Here is a 15,701-nt window from a genome sequence, read left to right on the forward strand (position 1 = left end):
TCCAACGCATCCGCAAAGTTCGATGGGTAAAGCATGTATCACGGGGAGCGCTTCAATGCCTGGACCCACCTGGTCGGCGCCGTTCTGGCACTGGTCGGCGCGGTCTGGTTGCTGACTCTCGCGGCGCAGGACGGTGCGCCACGCAAGGTCGTCGCGGTGGCCATCTACGGCGTCACGCTGGTGCTGCTCTACAGCATTTCCACCGTCTACCACAGCGTGCGAGGGCAGGCGAAGGTGGTGATGCGCAAGCTCGATCACCTGTCGATCTACCTGCTGATCGCCGGCAGCTACACGCCGTTCTGCCTGGTGACGCTGCAGGGCGCCTGGGGCTGGACGCTGTTCGGCATCGTCTGGGGGCTCGCGCTGGTGGGCATGCTGCAGGAGATCAAGCCGCGCTCCGAGGCACGCGTGCTGTCCATCGTGATCTACGCAGTGATGGGCTGGATCGTGCTGGTGGCGGTGAAGCCGCTGATCGCCGCGCTCGGCCGCGAGGGCTTCATCTGGCTGGCCGCCGGCGGCGTGTTCTACACCGTCGGGATCATCTTCTTCGCCTTCGACAGCCGCTTCCGCCACTGGCACGGCATCTGGCACCTGTTCGTCATCGCCGGCAGCCTGCTGCACTTCGTGGCGATCTTCTTCTACGTGCTCTGAGCCGCGCGAGGGCGCGGCGGCCTCCGGCTCCGGCATCTTTCCTGCAAGGTTCTTCGCGCCCTTGCCGCCAGGCCAGGTCGCCCGCATCTCGCTTTTGGCGTACCACGCCCCGGTATCGGCCGCTACAGCCCGCTGCGCTGGCGCAGCGGCACCTCCTTCCGCTAGACGAGACGCTCAATGGCATTCGACTGGGGCTACTTCCTTTCGCTGTTTTCCCTGCCTTCCCTGTGGAAGGCGTGCGCCACGGTGATTCAACTCAGCGTGCTGGCCTGGCTGATCGCACTGCCGCTGGGCTTTCTGCTGGCGGCGGCGCGACAGTCCGCGCTGGCCTGGTTGCGCCTGCCGGCGGCGGCTTACGTGTTTTTCTTCCGCAGCCTGCCGTTCATCGTCCTGCTGCTGTTCGTCTACAACCTTCCGCTGCTGGTGCCCGAGGGGCGCGCGTTCTCGGCGCCGTTCCTCGCCGGCCTGATCGCGCTGGTGCTCGGCCAGACCGCCCACATGGCCGACGTGCACAGCCGCGCGCTGGCGGAGGTGGGCAAGGTCCAGCAGGAAGCCGCCAGCGCCATCGGCCTGAAGCCGCTGACCACGCTGCGCCTGGTTCTGGTGCCGCAGGTGTTGCAGCGCGTGCTGCCGGCACTGACCGAGCGCTATCTGGCGACCCTCAAGCTGACCTCGCTGGTATCGCTGATCGCCCTGAGCGAGCCGTTATGGGTCGGCCAGCAGCTCTACGGCGCCAACCACAAGGTGCTGGAGACCCTGGCCGCCGTCGGCCTCTACTACGTGGCGATGGTGGCGGTGTTCGGCTGGGCGCTGGGCCGCCTGGAGTGGCGCCGGCAGTTCGTCGTCTACGAAGCGCCGCTGCTCGACGCGGAGCAGTTGCAGACCCTGCGCCGCGGCCTGCCGGCGCTGCATATCCGCGCGGCGGTCAAGGCGGCCGGCTCGCCGGACGCGCTCTGGCTCACGCACATCCACAAGAGCTACGGCAGCCATCCGGTGCTCGACGGGGTCAACCTGCGGGTCCGTCCCGGAGAGTCGATCGCCCTCCTCGGCCCGCCGGGATCGGGGCGCAGCTCGCTGTTGCGCACGATCAACGGGCTGGAACGCATCGATCAGGGCGAGATCGTGCTGTTCGGCGAAAGCTACATCCACGCCGGCGACCACATCGGTTCGGCGCAGGTGGCCCGCGGGCTGCGACGCATCGGCATGCTTTTCGCCGACATCGGCCTGTTCCCGCATCTCAGCGTGCTCGACAACCTTCTGCTGGTACCGCGCCGGCAGCGCCGCGACGACGACCACGCGCTGCGCCGCCAGGCCTACGCCATGCTCGGCCGCCTCGGCCTGCTGGCGCATGCGGGACGCTTCCCGCAGCAACTCGACCACGCCCAGCAGCAACGCGCGGCGCTGGCCCGCGCGCTGCTGCTGAAACCCGACATTCTGCTGTGCGACGACCCCACCGCGCGGCTCGAGGACCCGGTCGCCGCACGCCAGCTGCTGGACAGCCTGCGCGCACTGACCGAGCAACGCCTGAGCGTGGTGATCGTCACCGACGACACGGATTTCGCGCTGACCTGCGACCGCGTGGTGATCATGGAGAAGGGGCAGATTCGCGTTAACGGCAACGCGCAGACGCTACGCCAGAGCAGCGACCCGCAGGTACGCAAGCTGCTCGATCTGGATCGGGGTGTGGGGATCGATTGATCCGTCGCGGATGCGCGTACGCCGAAGCGCAGGCTTCGGCGAAGGCTCGGAGGATGCGGCGTGGGGCGCCGCGGGATTCAGCGTCGCTGGCGGCGGCGCTCTTCGGCCAGGCGGCGCTGCTCTTCGCTGACCACACGGATCGGCTGCAGGCAGGCGGCGTGATCGGCGCCGAAGAATGCGTTGAGCTGTGCAATCAGACGTTCGAACCAGGTCTTCATACTTCTCTCCTCTTGAGCCTGAGCGGGCGGTCGTGCGACCGCCTCGCCAGAGCATAGTCCAACAGCGGGACCGGATGCCGCAAGGGCACTGCCGGTCAGCCGTCGGCTCGTACCCGCCATAATGTGTTACTGGAATCGTCAGCGACCAGCAGCGAGCCGTCCGGCAACACCGCGATACCCACCGGCCTTCCATGGACTTCACCCTTGGCGGAGTCGGCGATGAAGCCGGTCAGGAAGTCCTCCATGGGGCCGCTCGGCCTGCCCTCCCTGAACGGCACGAAGACCACCTTGTAGCCAGACAGCTCGCTGCGATTCCACGAACCGTGCTGACCGATGAAAGCGCCGCCGCGGTACTTCTGCGGAAACGCCTTCTGGGTGTAGAACGCCAGGCCGAGCGAGGCAGTGTGCGCCCCCAGCGGCACGTCCGGTACCTGTGTCTTCGCCACAAGGTCCGGGCGCTTGCCGGCCATCCGCGGGTCCTCGTGAACGCCGAAGTAGGCGTAGGGCCAGCCGTAGAAGGCGCCTTCGCGAACCTCGGTGAGGTAATCCGGGACCAGGTCCTCGCCTAAGTTGTCGCGCTCGTTCACCGTGGTCCACAGCGTCTGGGTGCCTGGCGCCCAGCCCATACCGACGGGGTTGCGCAGCCCGGACGCATAGATGCGCTCGCCGCTGCCGTCGGGGTTGATCTCGAGGATGCTGGCGCGGCGCTGCTCTTCCTGCATGCCGTGCTCGGCGAGGTTGCTGGCCGAGCCCACCGAAACGTAGAGCTTGCTGTTGTCGGCATTGGCCAGCAGGTTGCGGGTCCAGTGATTGTTGTAGCCACCGGCGGGCAGGTCGAGGACCTTCTCGCCCTTGCCGTGGATCTTCTGGTCGCCGGTCTGGTACGGGTAACGCCACAGCGAATCGGTGTTGGCGACGTAGAACCAGTTCCCCACCACCTGCATGCCCAGCGGCTGGTTGAGGTTTTCCAGGAAGCTCACGCGCAGCTCCGGCTGGCCGTCGCCATCGCTGTCGCGGAACAGGGTGATGCGGTTGGCGCTACGGCCGAGGTTCTGCGAACCCAGCTTGCCCTCCTGCGCGGCTTCGCCCTTGTCCGCCGCGGACTTCAACTCGGTGTTGGCTTCGGCCACCAGCACGTCGCCGTTCGGCGTGACATAGATCCAGCGCGGGTTGCGCAGCCCGTCGGCGTACTTGCTGACGCTGAAGCCGGCGGGCGCCCTGGGCGTCGCGCCCTCCTTCCAGCCGACAACCTTGCTGTAGTTCTTCACCTTGTGGGCCGGGTCCGGGGCCGGCAGCGTGGCCTGGTTGGCGGCCTGGGCGCTTCCGGCCACGGCGAAGGCGGCGAACAGCAGGGTTCCGTAGCGGATGGAGCGGTCTTCTTGCAGCACGGACATGGGCCGGAATCCTTCAACTGAACGGGCGGGCGTTAAAGGATCGACCGGGGAGCTTTCGGCTAAGTTCAGCCCGCGTCAACGTTCAGCCAGGAAGGATGTAACGCGATTTGAGCGAGCCCGGCGGACACCGCTCCGGAGCGTTTCCTCACCCCAGCGGCACCCGCAACCGCTCCGCCAGCCAGGGCAGCACCGCCTCGCAGGGCAGCTCGACCTTGGCGGTCAGCAGGTCGTCGGCGCGGGTCTTGCCGAGGTTCACCGCGATCAGCGGCTTGCCCTGGCGGACGACTTCGCGGCATAGCCGGAAGCTCGAATAGGTCATCAGCGAGGAACCGATCACCAGCATGCCGGCGGCGCGCTGCACCGCGTCCCAGGCGGCCTGCGCCGTGGCCGGCGCGACGTTGTCGCCGAAGAACACCACGTCGGGCTTGAGCCGGTCGCCGCCGCAGGCCGGGCACAGCGGCGCCCGGAAGTCGGCCAGATGATCCGCGGCCAGCAGCGTGTCGCCATCCGGCGCCTGCACCGCGTCGACCTCCCGCAGGTGGGGATTCAGCGTCTCCAGTTGCACTTGCACCCGGTCGCGGCGCAGCCGCTCGCCGCAATCCAGACAGACCACCCAGGCCAGGTTGCCGTGCAATTCGATGAGCTGGCGGTGCCCCGCCGCCTCGTGCAGGCCATCGACGTTCTGGGTGATCAGCCCGCCGATGTGCCCGCCGCGCTCCAGGGCGAACAGTGCGCGGTGCGTGGCATTCGGTTCGGCACGCCGCACCCGCGGCCAGCCGAGCATCGCTCGCGCCCAGTAGCGCCGTCGCCCCGCCGCCGAGGTGACGAATTCCTGGTGCATCATCGGCGCGCTGCCTCGCCGCACGCCCTCCGCGTCGCGGTAATCGGGAATGCCCGAGGCGACGCTGATCCCGGCGCCGGTAACGACCAGCAACGGGGTTTCGGCGAGCAGTTCGCCGAGCGTGTGCAGCGCTTCATCGGGATGCGGCCGGGCCGCTGGCTGGTCCATGTTCAGGCTGCCGTGCTGCGGGCGATGTCGAGGTCCGCCGCCGACGGCGCCGCTGCCGATGCGCCTTCCTGCAGCGCCACCCAGGCCCGCAGGTTCGGCCCGAGCATGTCCTTGCGCCACATCAGCCAGGTGCTGGAGGTGTCGAACGGCGCCGCCAGGGCATGCACGTCGACACCCTCGCGGCCGGGCATGCTGTCGAGCATCGAGCGCGACATCATCGCCACGCCGCCGCCGGCGATCACACAGGCCAGCATGCTGTGGTAGGACTCGATTTCCATCACCCGGCCCATCGGCGCGCGCGAAGCGGCGTACCAGCCCTCCAGGCGCCGGCGATAGGCGCAACGCGAGCGGAAGGTGTACACCGCCTCCCCCGCCACGTCGCGGGCGCAGCGTACCGGCGCATGGCCGGCGGCGGTGACCAGCACCATCTGTTCCTGCAGCAATTCGATCCCGTCCAGCTCGCTGTAGTCCAGCGGGCCGTCGACCAGCGCGGCGCCGAGACGACCGTCGATCAGACCCTCGACTAGATCGCCGCTGGTCATGGTCTGAACCTGCAGGTTCACCTCGGGATAGGCGCGGTGGTAGCGCGCGAGCATCGCCGGCAGATGGATCGCCGCCGTGCTGTACATCGAGCCGATGACGAAATCGCCGCAGGGCTCACCGCCGCGCAGCGCCGCCTCGGCTTCGGCATGCAGCGCGAACAGGCGTTCGGCGTAGCTCTGCAGGATCTTCCCCGGCCCCGACAGTTGCAGGCGCTGGCGCTCGCGCAGGAAGAGCTCGACGCCCAGCGAATCCTCCAGCTGACGCAGGCGGGTGGAGAGGTTCGAGGGCACGCGGTTCATCCGCAGCGCCGCCTTGGCGATGGAGCCCTCCTCGGCCACCGCCTGGAAAATACGCAATTGACTCAGTTCCATGCACGTCGCTCCAAGACAAACCATTCTCAAATTGTGAACAAGTGATTCTTTATTATTCGTTTTTTATGAAGATGTCAAAGCCCTATGATCGAATCCAGAAACCTGAACTGGAGCCGCACATGCCCCCTCTCGTCCGCATCCTCGCCAGCGTGCTGGCACTCATCGTGGCCATGGGCGTCGGTCGTTTCGCACTCACGCCCCAGCTCCCGCACCTGATCGCCGAAGGCCAGGTCGACCTCACCGGCGCCGGGCTGATCGCCGCCGCCAACTACCTCGGCTATCTGGTCGGCGCGCTCGACGCCCTCTACGCCGCCTCGCCGCGCCGCGCCAGGCAGCGCCTGATCGGCGGGCTCTGGGCCTGCGTCGCCATCACCCTGATGTCGGCCCTCGGCCACGGCCTCTGGGCCCACGCGATCCTGCGTTTCGCTGCCGGCGTTGCCAGCGCCTGGGTGCTGGTGGTGCTCACCTCCGCCGCCAGCCAGCTCGCGGTGCAGGCCGGCAAGGCGCACTGGGGCGGGCTGATCTTCACCGGGCCGAGCATCGGCGTGCTGATCACCGGGCTGGTGGCGCTGGGCATGAACCTGCATGGGCAGAATTCCTCGGCGCTGTGGCTGGCCTACGGCGTCATCGCGCTGGTGCTGGCCGCGATCGCCCAGCCGCTGATACCGATGCCGCAAACCCCGCCGCCGATACCCGCCGGCTCGGACGGCAAGCGCCATCGCGCGTTCTATGCGCTGCTCGGTGCCTACACCCTGGTCGGTGCCGGCTACATCATCCCGGCGACCTTCCTCTCGCAGATGGCCGCCAGCCGCTTCCACGGGCAATGGCAGGCCGACCTGTTCTGGCCGGCCTTCGGCCTGATCGCCACCGTCGGCGTGCTGCTGGTCGCCTTCCGCAAACCCACACCCGGCGGCACCGGGCGCTGGCTGATCGGCGCGCTCTGGCTGCAGGCCGCCGGCGTGCTCGCCTGCCTGTTCCCCGGCATGAGCGGCCTGGCACTGGGCGTGGCATTGTGCGGCGGGCCGTTCCTCGCCGGGATGCTGCTGGTGATGCAGTACGCCCGCGAACTCGACCCGCACGGCCATGCGCGCAACGTCGGCATCCTCACCGCCGGCTTCGCCGTCGGCCAGTTGAGCGGCCCGCTGATCGCGGCGCTCAGCAGCCACTTCAGCGGTGGTCTGCAGGCGGCGCTGGGCGTGGCCTGCGCGGCGATGGTGGTGGCCGGCCTGCTGATGCTGCCGCCGGTGCGCGAGCAGCGCCGGCTCGGGCAACTGGCGGCCGAGCGCTAGTTGAACACCGCTGGTGCGCACGGCGCACCCTACGCCGGCCCGTACGCCACGCATTCCGTAGGGTGCGCCTGACGGTGAAAGCCGAGCCGCGCACCAGCAAGCAACCGGCGCCATGCATTCCGTAGGGTGCGCCGCGCGCACCGATGACGGTGAAGGCTGACCCGCGCGAAACGCGCTTGCCCGGACTCAACCCGCAGCGAGTGCCTTGCGCCGGTAGGGGAAGACGTCGATCACCTTGCCTTCGCGAATCGCGCTCTGCAGGCTCTTCCAGTAGTCGGCGTCGTACAGGTCGCCGTGCAGCTTGGCGAACAGGCGGCGCTGGGCCAGGTCGACGAACAGGAAGCGCGGAAACTCCTCGGGAAAGACGTCGTGCGGGCCCACCGAATACCAGGGCTCGGCGGACATCTCGTCCTCCGGGTAGCGCGGCGGCGGGATGTGCCGGAAGTTCACCTCGGTGAGGAAGCTGATCTCGTCGTAGTCGTAGAACACCACGCGGCCGTGGCGGGTGACACCGAAGTTCTTCAGCAGCATGTCGCCGGGGAAGATGTTCGCCGCCGCCAGTTGCTTGATCGCCAGCCCGTAATCCTCCAGCGCGTGCAGCACCTGGGCCTCGCTGGCGTTCTCCAGGTAGAGGTTCAGCGGGATCATCCGGCGCTCGGTCCAGCAGTGCCGCACCAGCACGGTGTCGCCCTGCACCTCGACGGTGGACGGCGCAACCTCGAGCAGCTCGGCCAGGCACTCCGGCTCGAACTTGGAGAGCGGGAAGCGGAAGTCGGAGAACTCCTGGGTATCGGCCATCCGCCCCACCCGGTCGACGCTCTTCACCAGGCGATACTTCTCGATCACCGTGGCGTGGTCGACGTTCTTCGACGGCGAGAAGCGGTCCTTGATGATCTTGAACACGGTGTTGAAGCCGGTCAGCGTGAACACGCTCATCACCATGCCGCGCACGCCCGGCGCCATCACGAAGCGGTCGTCGGTGGTCGCCAGATGGCCGATCAGCGCGCGATAGAATTCCGACTTGCCGTGCTTGTAGAAGCCGATCGAGGTGTACAGCTCGGCGACGTGCTTGCCCGGCAGGATGCGCTTGAGGAAGCCGACGAACTCCGCCGGGATCGCCACGTCGACCATGAAATAGGTACGCGTGAAGGAGAAGATGATCGAGACCTCCGCCTCGTCGGTGATCAGCACGTCGGCCTGGATGCCGAGCCCTTCGCGGTTGAGCAGCGGGATCACCAGCGGCCATTGCTCGTCGCGGGTGTAGAGGCGCCCGACGAGATAGGCGCCCTTGTTGCGGTAGAGCACCGAAGAGAACAGCTCCACGGTCAGCGCCGGGTCCTTGCACACCCAGTCCGGCAGCGACGCGCGCAGCTGCGCCTCCATGCGTTGCAGATCGCCGGCCGGGTCGGCGTAGGCGACGTCGAAGGCGTAGTCGGCGAACAGTTGGGCGAGCATTTCGTCCAGCCTGCCGTGCGGCCGGTAGGTGCGCGTCTGCACCGCGCGCTCCTGGCCGCGCAGCGACGGGCGCGTGGTGTGGACGAACATGGTGCCGTCGCTGATGCAGTCGTGGCTGAACAGGTTGCAGAAGATCGAGTTGAACCAGGTTTCCGCCAGTTCGTCGTCGAAGCGCAGGTTGATCAGCGCGATGTAGGCGCTCTTCACCAGCGGCCAGGCCTGCACGTCCAGCAGCACCTGCGCATCGAACGCCTGCGGCAGACGTTGCGCCGTTTCGGCGACCTTTTCCTCGTACAACGCGATCCGCGCCGCCGAGGCGCGCTGCGCCTCCTGCCACTGCGCCTGCTCGAAACGCGCGCGGGCGCCGTCGGTGATCTGGCGGAAATGCTCACGGTAATCGTCGAAACCATCGAGGATCGCGCGGGCGATGTCAGCGGCCGGCCATTGCTGCGCCATGGGGAAGTCCCTGCGGTGAAAGGTAGTGCCGAGCTTAGTCAGTGGCCGGAGGAAGCGAAAGCCGCTGGCGGGCCGGACCGTTCGCATGTCGGCGCGGGCGGTTTGCGCGGCGCTGCAGTTCTCCTGCGGATGCAGTGTGGAGGTGACGCCCATGTCCCCATGCAGCGCGCCGGCGATCTGCTCGCGCAGGCGAGCGACGTTGGCCCTGAGGCCGAAGCGGCCGACCTGCGGCGTGTCCGCCAGCGCCTTGAGCTTTCCGACCGAACGGCGCCCACGACGAAGCGCGAGCAATCGCGTCGTCGGGATCGGTAAGGGGAATGGCGGAAAAAGAACTCAGTTGACCAGGGCGACGGCCTTGATCTGCGCGTACACCTGGATGCCGCCGCGCAACTCCAGCTCGACCGCGGAACGCCGGGTGATGCGCGAGAGCAGCACCGCGCCGCCAAGGTCGATGCGCACCAGGCTTTGCGCGCTGTCCGGCTCATGGAGCACGTCCAGCACCTGCCCTTGCAGCTGGTTGAGGATGCTGCTGCGCTGCGGCTTCTCCAACGCCAGGCTGACGTCGCGCGCCTGGATGCCGACGCGCACCCCTCGCCCGGCCGGCAGCTCGGTCAGCGGCAACGCCAGGCGCCCGCCCGGCACCCGCACGTAGCTGAGCAGGAAGGCCTCGTCATGCGCTTCGATTTGCCCTTCCAAGGCGGTTTCCGCCTCGTCCAGATGCGCCAGCGGCAGCTCGGCGCTGGTCAGCACCCGGTTCAGCGGGCCGGCAGCGCGCACCGCGCCGCCTTCCAGATAGAGCATGTGATCGGCCAGGCGGGTGACTTCGGCCAGCGAGTGGCTGACGTAGAGCATCGGGATGCCCAGCTCGGCGTGCAGGCGCGCTAGGTACGGCAGCACTTCCTGCTTGCGCCGCTGGTCCAGCGCGGCCAGCGGCTCGTCGAGCAAGAGCAGGCGTGGGCTGGTGGCCAGCGCACGGGCGATGCCGACGCGCTGCCGCTCGCCACCCGACAGGCGCTGCGGCGAGCGCTCGAGCAGATGACCGATGCCGAGCAGCTCCACCGCCTGGTCCAGGGAAATCCGCCGCTCGCTCGCCGGGATGCGGCGCTGGCCGTACTCCAGGTTGCGCCGCACGCTGAGGTGCGGGAACAGGCTGGCCTCCTGGAACACGTAGCCAAGCGGACGTTTGTGCGGTGGCACGAACAGCCCGCGCAACTCGTCCTGCCAGCATTCCCCGGCGACCGTCACCCGCCCGCCGCGCGCCCGCTCCAGCCCGGCGATGCAGCGCAGCAGCGTGGTCTTGCCGGAGCCGGAATGACCGAAGATCGCCGTGACGCCGGAGACCGGCAGGCGCGCCTCGACCCGCAGGCCGAAGTCCACCCAGCCGTGCTGCAGGTCCAGTTCGATGTAGGCGGAGTCGCTCATCTCAGACCATCCGCTGACGGGAGTTGAAAGTGTAGAGCGCCAGCAGCACGAGGAAGCTGAACACCAGCATGCCGCCGGCCAGCCAGTGCGCCTCGGCGTATTCCAGCGCCTCGACGTGATCGTAGATCTGCACGGAAACCACCCGCGTGCGTTCCGGGATGTTGCCGCCGATCATCAGCACCACGCCGAACTCGCCGACGGTGTGGGCGAAGCCGAGGATCGCGGCGGTGATGAAGCCGGGACGCGCCAGCGGCAGCACCACGCTGAAGAAGGTGTCCAGCGGCGAGGCGCGCAGGGTCGCGGCGACTTCCAGCGGGCGCTTGCCGATGGCCTCGAATGCCTGCTGCAACGGCTGCACCACGAAGGGCATCGAATAGAACACCGAGCCGACCACCAGCCCGGCGAAGGTGAACGGCAGCAGGCCGAGGCCGAGCCATTGCGTCAGCGCTCCCAGCGGACCGCGTGGGCCGAGACTGACGAGCAGGTAGAAGCCGAGCACCGAGGGCGGCAGCACCAGCGGCAACGCCACCAGCGCACCGAACAAGCCACGCAGCCGCGAACGCGTGGTCGCCAGCCACCAGGCGATGGGCGTGCCGACGACCATCAGGATCAACGTGGTCAGCCCGGCCAGCTCGATGGTCAGGCGGACAGCGGAAAGATCGACGGCTGAAGGCAAGCGGCGGACTCCTTGGCGCTACTCGGGGAAAAAGACATCCGGCGCAGACAGGCTGCACCGGATCATGCTGCGGAGAAATTTACAGGGTGTAGCCGTAGGAGCGAATGATTGCCGCGGCCTTCTCGCCTTTCAGGTAATCGACCAGCGCCTTGGCGGCCGGGTTGTCCCTGCCCTTGGCGAGGATCTGCGCGTCCTGGCGGATCGGCGAATAGTACTCGGCGGGCACCTGCCAGGCCGAGCCGCTGACCAGCTTGCCGTCTTCGGTGACCTGGGACAGCGCGACGAAGCCCAGCTCGGCGTTCTCGGTGGCGATGAACTGATAGGCCTGGGTGATGTTCTCGCCGGTGACGATGCGGCTTTCGACCTTCTGGGTCAGGCCCAGCTTGTCCAGGGTCTGCATGGCAGCGGCGCCGTAGGGCGCGGCTTTCGGGCTGGCGATCGACAGGTGCTTGAAGTCGCCCCTGGCCAGCACCTGGCCCTTGGCGTCGACGTAGCCGGGTTTGGCCGACCACAGCACCAGCTTGCCGATGGCGTAGGTGAAGCGGCTGCCCTCGACGGCGGCCTTCTCGCTTTCCAGCTTGGCCGGCGTGGCATCGTCGGCCGCGAGGAACACCTCGAACGGCGCGCCGTTGGTGATCTGCGCGTAAAACTTGCCGGTCGCGCCGAAGGTCAGCACGGCCTGGTTGCCGGTGTCCTTCTCGAACTGCTCGGCGATCTTCTTCATCGGCTCGGTGAAGTTGGCGGCAACCGCCACCTGCACCTGCTCGGCGTGGGCAAGGGTCGAGAACAGCGCCAGGGCAACGGCGGCGAACAGGGTCTTACGGGCTTTCATGGTGACGCTCCTTGGGTGGGATCAATCGTAAACGGCGAGGATGACGCTGGAGGCCTTGAACAACGCGCACGCCTGCTGGCCGACGGCGAGACCGAGGGTTTCGCAGCTGCCGTGGGTGACCACCGAGGTGACGCTGCGCCCGGACGGCAGCAGCAGGCTGACCTGGTCGTTCACCGAGCCGGCCTGGATCTCGACGATCTCGCCCCACAACTGGTTGCGCGCGGTGAGCTGCAGTTCGCGGTCGGTGCTGAGCAGCACCGACGAGGACTTGATGAAGGCGAAGACCTCCTTGCCGATCGCCAGGCCGAGGTTTTCCGCGCTGGATTTGGTGATCACCGCGATCAGCTCGCTCTGCGCATCCAGGCGCAAGCGCACTTCGTAATCGACGCCGCCGTCGCGCAGGCCGGTGATCGGCCCAGAGAACTGGTTGCGTGCGCTGGTCTTCATCGAGAGTCGATGCATGAGACTCTGGAACTCCTGAACATCGGCTGCTCCGACTTCCCCCAGGCGCGCGCTGAGCCGGTCGAGCGCGAGCTGGTACTCGATTTCCAGCGCCCGGTACATGGCGACGATGCTGCGCCCGTAGTCGGTGAGCTGGGTGCCGCCGCCCTGGCGCCCGCCGGTGACACGCACCACCAGCGGTTGCGGGGCCATGTTGTTCATCGCATCCACCGCATCCCACGCCGCCTTGTAGGACAGCGGCACGGCTTTCGCCGCCTGGCTGATGGAGCCGAGTTCGCCGATCTGCTCGAGCAGGCGGATACGCGTGTCGGAGAGCGACGTGCCGACCGCGCTCTCCAGTGAAAGCCTGCCGATGAAACGCTGTGGGACGTTGGTCATGGAAAATCCTCTGTATAGACTGGCATATAGCGAGAAGCGTGCCAGATCACCGCGCCGCTATGGTTGCCTCTATATCGAACTGTTTTCTAGAGTCGACACCGGCGGATCGGATTTTTGATCTGGATTATTTATGTAGCGAACAATACAACGTCGTTAACGCGACAAGGGAGAGCAGCATGCAGATAAGTGCGCGCAATCGGCTGTCAGGGAAAGTTCTGCAATGCCATACCGGCGCGGTCAACGCCGAGGTGGAGATCGATCTGGGCGACAACGACCGCCTGGTGGCCATCGTCACCATGGACAGCCTGCGCGAGATGCAGCTGGCCGCCGGCGTCGAGGTGGTCGCCCTGGTGAAGGCGCCCTGGGTGATGCTGATGACCGGCAGCGACGACTTCCAGTTGTCCGCCCGCAATCAACTGACCGGCACCGTGGAGAACATCGAGACCGGCGCGGTGAACGCCGAAGTCACCCTGCGTCTGGCGGGCGGCGCGCAACTCACGGCCATCGTCACCCGCGAAGCCGTCGCCGAACTCGGCCTGGCGGCCGGCAAACCCGCTACCGCGCTGATCAAGGCGTCGCACATCATCCTCGGTCGCAAGAAGTCCTGATCGGAACGGGGGCGCCACCCTGGCGCCCCCGGACCACACCGGTCAGCCGGCGCTCTTCGGCTGGCGGAAAACGAACAGCAGCCCCGCCACGATCAGCCCCATTCCCGCCAGACTCAGCGGCGCAAGGCGATTGTCGAACACCAGGTAATCGAGCAACGCGGTCACCGCCGGCACCAGGTAGAACAGGCTGGTGACGTTGACCAGGTTGCCCCGTGCGATCAGCCGGTACAGCAGCAGCGTCGCCAGCACCGAAATCAGCAATCCCATCCACAGCACCGACACCCAGAATTCGACGCCCGCCTCGATCTCGAACGGCTGGAACGGCACGAACGCCGCGCACAGCAGCGTACCCGCCAGGTACTGCAGCGGCAGGCTGCCGAGCGGGTTGTCGTGCATGCGCTTCTGCATGATCGAACCGCCGGTCATGCTCGCCAGCGCCAACAGGCCGCACAGCGTGCCCGCCCATGAGAGGCCGGCCAGGCCGATGCTCTGGTAGACCACCAGCACCAGCCCGAGCAGACCGAGGCACAGGCCGAACAGCCGGCTCGGCGAGAGGCGCTTCTCCAGCAGCACCGCGGTGAGGATCGGCTGGACGCCGAGCAGCGTCGCCATCACGCCGGGCGTCACCTGCAGGTCCAGCGCCAGCAGGTAGAAGATCTGGTAGGCGCCGAGCAGCACCAGCCCGGTCGCCACGGCATATCCGCGTGCCGCCCTGGTGCCCGGCAGGCGCAACGGCAGAGCCCGGGCGAGGATCGTCAGCGCCAGCAAGGCGATGACGAAGCGCACCAAGAGGAAGGCGAACGGCGAGGCATGCGCCAGGCCCCATTTGGAAACGATGGCGCCGCTGCTCCAGAGCAGCACGAAGAGGCTCGTCGACGCGCACGCGACGAGGTTGTTGCGGGTAAAGAACTGCATGTTGCCACCTGTGAAATCGGCAAGGAGGACCACGCCAGCGGCGTGGGAGTGCAGGGAACGGGACGCCGGCGAACCGGCGCGGCTCAGGCCAGTGGCGGCGGCGGAGCCAGGCAGCCCGCGGGCGGGCTCACAGGTGGCGGGGCGAGTGGCGCGGCAACGGCACGGGCACGCGGCGCTACGTTCAGGGCGAACGAAGAGGCAAAGGGGCGGGCCGTGGGCGAAGCAGACATGATCAATCTCGAAACGGGTCGGGAAGAGCCCCGACTATAACCACGAAGCGGCGACGAACGAAAGGCCGGACCCGCAGGGCGGGCCCGGCGCCGGTGCTACTGCTGCAGCTCCTGCTCGCTGAACAGGCCGTCGAACAGCATGCTCGACAGGTAGCGCTCGCCGGAGTCCGGCAGGATCACCACGATCGTCTTGCCCTGCATTTCCGGGTGTTCGGCCAGGCGAACCGCGGCAGCCATCGCCGCGCCGCAGGAAATCCCGCAGAGAATCCCCTCCTCGCGCATCAGGCGCAGGGCCATCGTCTTGGCCTCCTCGTCGCCCACCTGCTCGACACGGTCGACGATGGACAGGTCGAGGTTCTTCGGCACGAAGCCGGCGCCGATGCCCTGGATCTTGTGCGGCGCGGGCTTGATCTCCTCCCCAGCCAGCGCCTGGCTGATCACCGGCGAACCGATCGGCTCCACGGCGACGGAAAGGATCTTCTTGCCCTTGTTCAGCTTGATGAAGCGCGACACGCCGGTGATGGTGCCGCCGGTGCCGACGCCGGCCACCAGCACGTCGATGCTGCCGTCGGTGTCGTTCCAGATTTCCGGGCCGGTGGTCTTCTCATGGATCGCCGGGTTGGCCGGGTTCTCGAACTGCTGCAGCAGCAGGTATTCGCCGGGGTTGGAGGCGGCGATCTCGCTTGCTTTGTCGATCGCGCCCTTCATGCCCTTGGCCGGCTCGGTGAGCACCAGCTCCGCGCCGAGCGCCTTGAGCACCTTGCGCCGCTCCAGGCTCATCGACGCCGGCATGGTCAGGATGAGCTTGTAGCCACGCGCCGCGGCCACGAACGCCAGCCCGATGCCGGTGTTGCCGGAGGTCGGCTCGACGATGGTCATGCCCGACTTCAGGCGCCCGGATTCCTCGGCATCCCAGACCATGCTCGCGCCGATCCGGCACTTCACCGAATAGGCCGGGTTGCGACCCTCGATCTTGGCCAGCAGGGTGACGCCTTTCGGCCCCAGGCGATTGATCATCACCAGCGGCGTATTGCCGATGGCCTGTGCGTTGTCAGCATAGATGCGGCTCATGGAGGTCCCCGCGGCAAGTGGCT

Annotated in this window: 15 protein-coding genes; 4 read left to right on the top strand and 11 right to left on the bottom strand. The window is 67.5% G+C overall.

Annotation, left to right across the window (positions count from 1 at the left end; genetic code table 11):
• Positions 1-33 precede the first annotated feature (33 nt).
• Together trhA and B3E91_RS03085 are read left to right on the top strand one after the other, a co-directional pair.
• A complete protein-coding gene (gene trhA / locus B3E91_RS03080; RefSeq protein ID WP_287028337.1) occupies positions 34-651 on the top strand; it encodes a PAQR family membrane homeostasis protein TrhA in 618 nt (205 codons plus the stop codon).
• Between the two features lie 177 nt (positions 652-828).
• Positions 829-2,349, top strand: a complete 1,521-nt coding sequence (locus B3E91_RS03085) for an ABC transporter permease subunit (RefSeq protein ID WP_287028340.1) — start codon at positions 829-831, stop codon at positions 2,347-2,349.
• Between the two features lie 77 nt (positions 2,350-2,426).
• On the opposite strand, the gene B3E91_RS03090 is transcribed toward B3E91_RS03085, so the two are convergent.
• The 4 genes from B3E91_RS03090 to ptrR form a co-directional block, all read right to left on the bottom strand.
• Complete coding sequence (locus tag B3E91_RS03090; protein WP_287028342.1) at positions 2,427-2,567, bottom strand: PA1414 family protein; 141 nt, start codon at positions 2,565-2,567, stop codon at positions 2,427-2,429.
• Positions 2,568-2,662: 95 nt separating this feature from the next.
• A complete protein-coding gene (locus B3E91_RS03095; RefSeq protein ID WP_287028344.1) occupies positions 2,663-3,961 on the bottom strand; it encodes a PQQ-dependent sugar dehydrogenase in 1,299 nt (432 codons plus the stop codon).
• 145 nt (positions 3,962-4,106) lie between these two features.
• Positions 4,107-4,970, bottom strand: a complete 864-nt coding sequence (locus B3E91_RS03100; RefSeq protein ID WP_287028347.1) for an NAD-dependent protein deacetylase — start codon at positions 4,968-4,970, stop codon at positions 4,107-4,109.
• 2 nt (positions 4,971-4,972) lie between these two features.
• A complete protein-coding gene (ptrR, locus tag B3E91_RS03105; protein WP_287028349.1) occupies positions 4,973-5,884 on the bottom strand; it encodes a putrescine utilization regulator PtrR in 912 nt (303 codons plus the stop codon).
• 119 nt (positions 5,885-6,003) lie between these two features.
• On the opposite strand from ptrR, the gene B3E91_RS03110 reads away from it, so the two are divergent.
• A complete protein-coding gene (locus B3E91_RS03110; RefSeq protein WP_273231339.1) occupies positions 6,004-7,173 on the top strand; it encodes a YbfB/YjiJ family MFS transporter in 1,170 nt (389 codons plus the stop codon).
• Between the two features lie 186 nt (positions 7,174-7,359).
• Here the strand turns inward: B3E91_RS03110 and aceK are convergent, their stop codons facing one another.
• The 5 genes from aceK to B3E91_RS03135 form a co-directional block, all read right to left on the bottom strand.
• The gene (aceK, locus tag B3E91_RS03115) at positions 7,360-9,375 is read right to left on the bottom strand and encodes a bifunctional isocitrate dehydrogenase kinase/phosphatase (protein ID WP_287028352.1); all 2,016 of its coding nucleotides are present in this window, start codon (positions 9,373-9,375) and stop codon (positions 7,360-7,362) included.
• A 42-nt stretch (positions 9,376-9,417) separates the two neighbouring features.
• On the bottom strand, positions 9,418-10,506 hold the full coding sequence (gene modC, locus B3E91_RS03120) for a molybdenum ABC transporter ATP-binding protein (protein WP_282339092.1): 1,089 nt from the start codon (positions 10,504-10,506) through the stop codon (positions 9,418-9,420).
• Between the two features lies 1 nt (position 10,507).
• Entirely contained in the window at positions 10,508-11,182 is a 675-nt protein-coding gene (gene modB / locus B3E91_RS03125) for a molybdate ABC transporter permease subunit (protein WP_273231321.1), read from the bottom strand.
• Between the two features lie 79 nt (positions 11,183-11,261).
• A complete protein-coding gene (gene modA, locus B3E91_RS03130; protein ID WP_090227660.1) occupies positions 11,262-12,014 on the bottom strand; it encodes a molybdate ABC transporter substrate-binding protein in 753 nt (250 codons plus the stop codon).
• 21 nt (positions 12,015-12,035) lie between these two features.
• Positions 12,036-12,854 (bottom strand): TOBE domain-containing protein, encoded by an 819-nt coding sequence (locus B3E91_RS03135; RefSeq protein WP_090227662.1) that lies wholly within the window; start codon positions 12,852-12,854, stop codon positions 12,036-12,038.
• Positions 12,855-13,030: 176 nt separating this feature from the next.
• On the opposite strand from B3E91_RS03135, the gene B3E91_RS03140 reads away from it, so the two are divergent.
• On the top strand, positions 13,031-13,462 hold the full coding sequence (locus B3E91_RS03140) for a TOBE domain-containing protein (protein WP_287028356.1): 432 nt from the start codon (positions 13,031-13,033) through the stop codon (positions 13,460-13,462).
• A 42-nt stretch (positions 13,463-13,504) separates the two neighbouring features.
• On the opposite strand, the gene B3E91_RS03145 is transcribed toward B3E91_RS03140, so the two are convergent.
• Both B3E91_RS03145 and cysK read right to left on the bottom strand, forming a co-directional pair.
• Positions 13,505-14,377, bottom strand: coding sequence for a DMT family transporter (locus B3E91_RS03145; RefSeq protein ID WP_282339090.1), 873 nt, complete (start codon positions 14,375-14,377; stop codon positions 13,505-13,507).
• A gap of 326 nt (positions 14,378-14,703) precedes the next feature.
• Positions 14,704-15,678: a cysteine synthase A gene (gene cysK / locus B3E91_RS03150; RefSeq protein ID WP_090229032.1), complete on the bottom strand. Its 975-nt coding sequence runs from the start codon at positions 15,676-15,678 to the stop codon at positions 14,704-14,706.
• Positions 15,679-15,701 lie beyond the last annotated feature (23 nt).

Origin of the sequence: Pseudomonas sp. UBA6310, assembly GCF_002438225.1 — a bacterium.
Classification (GTDB): Bacteria; Pseudomonadota; Gammaproteobacteria; order Pseudomonadales; family Pseudomonadaceae; genus Pseudomonas_O; species Pseudomonas_O kuykendallii.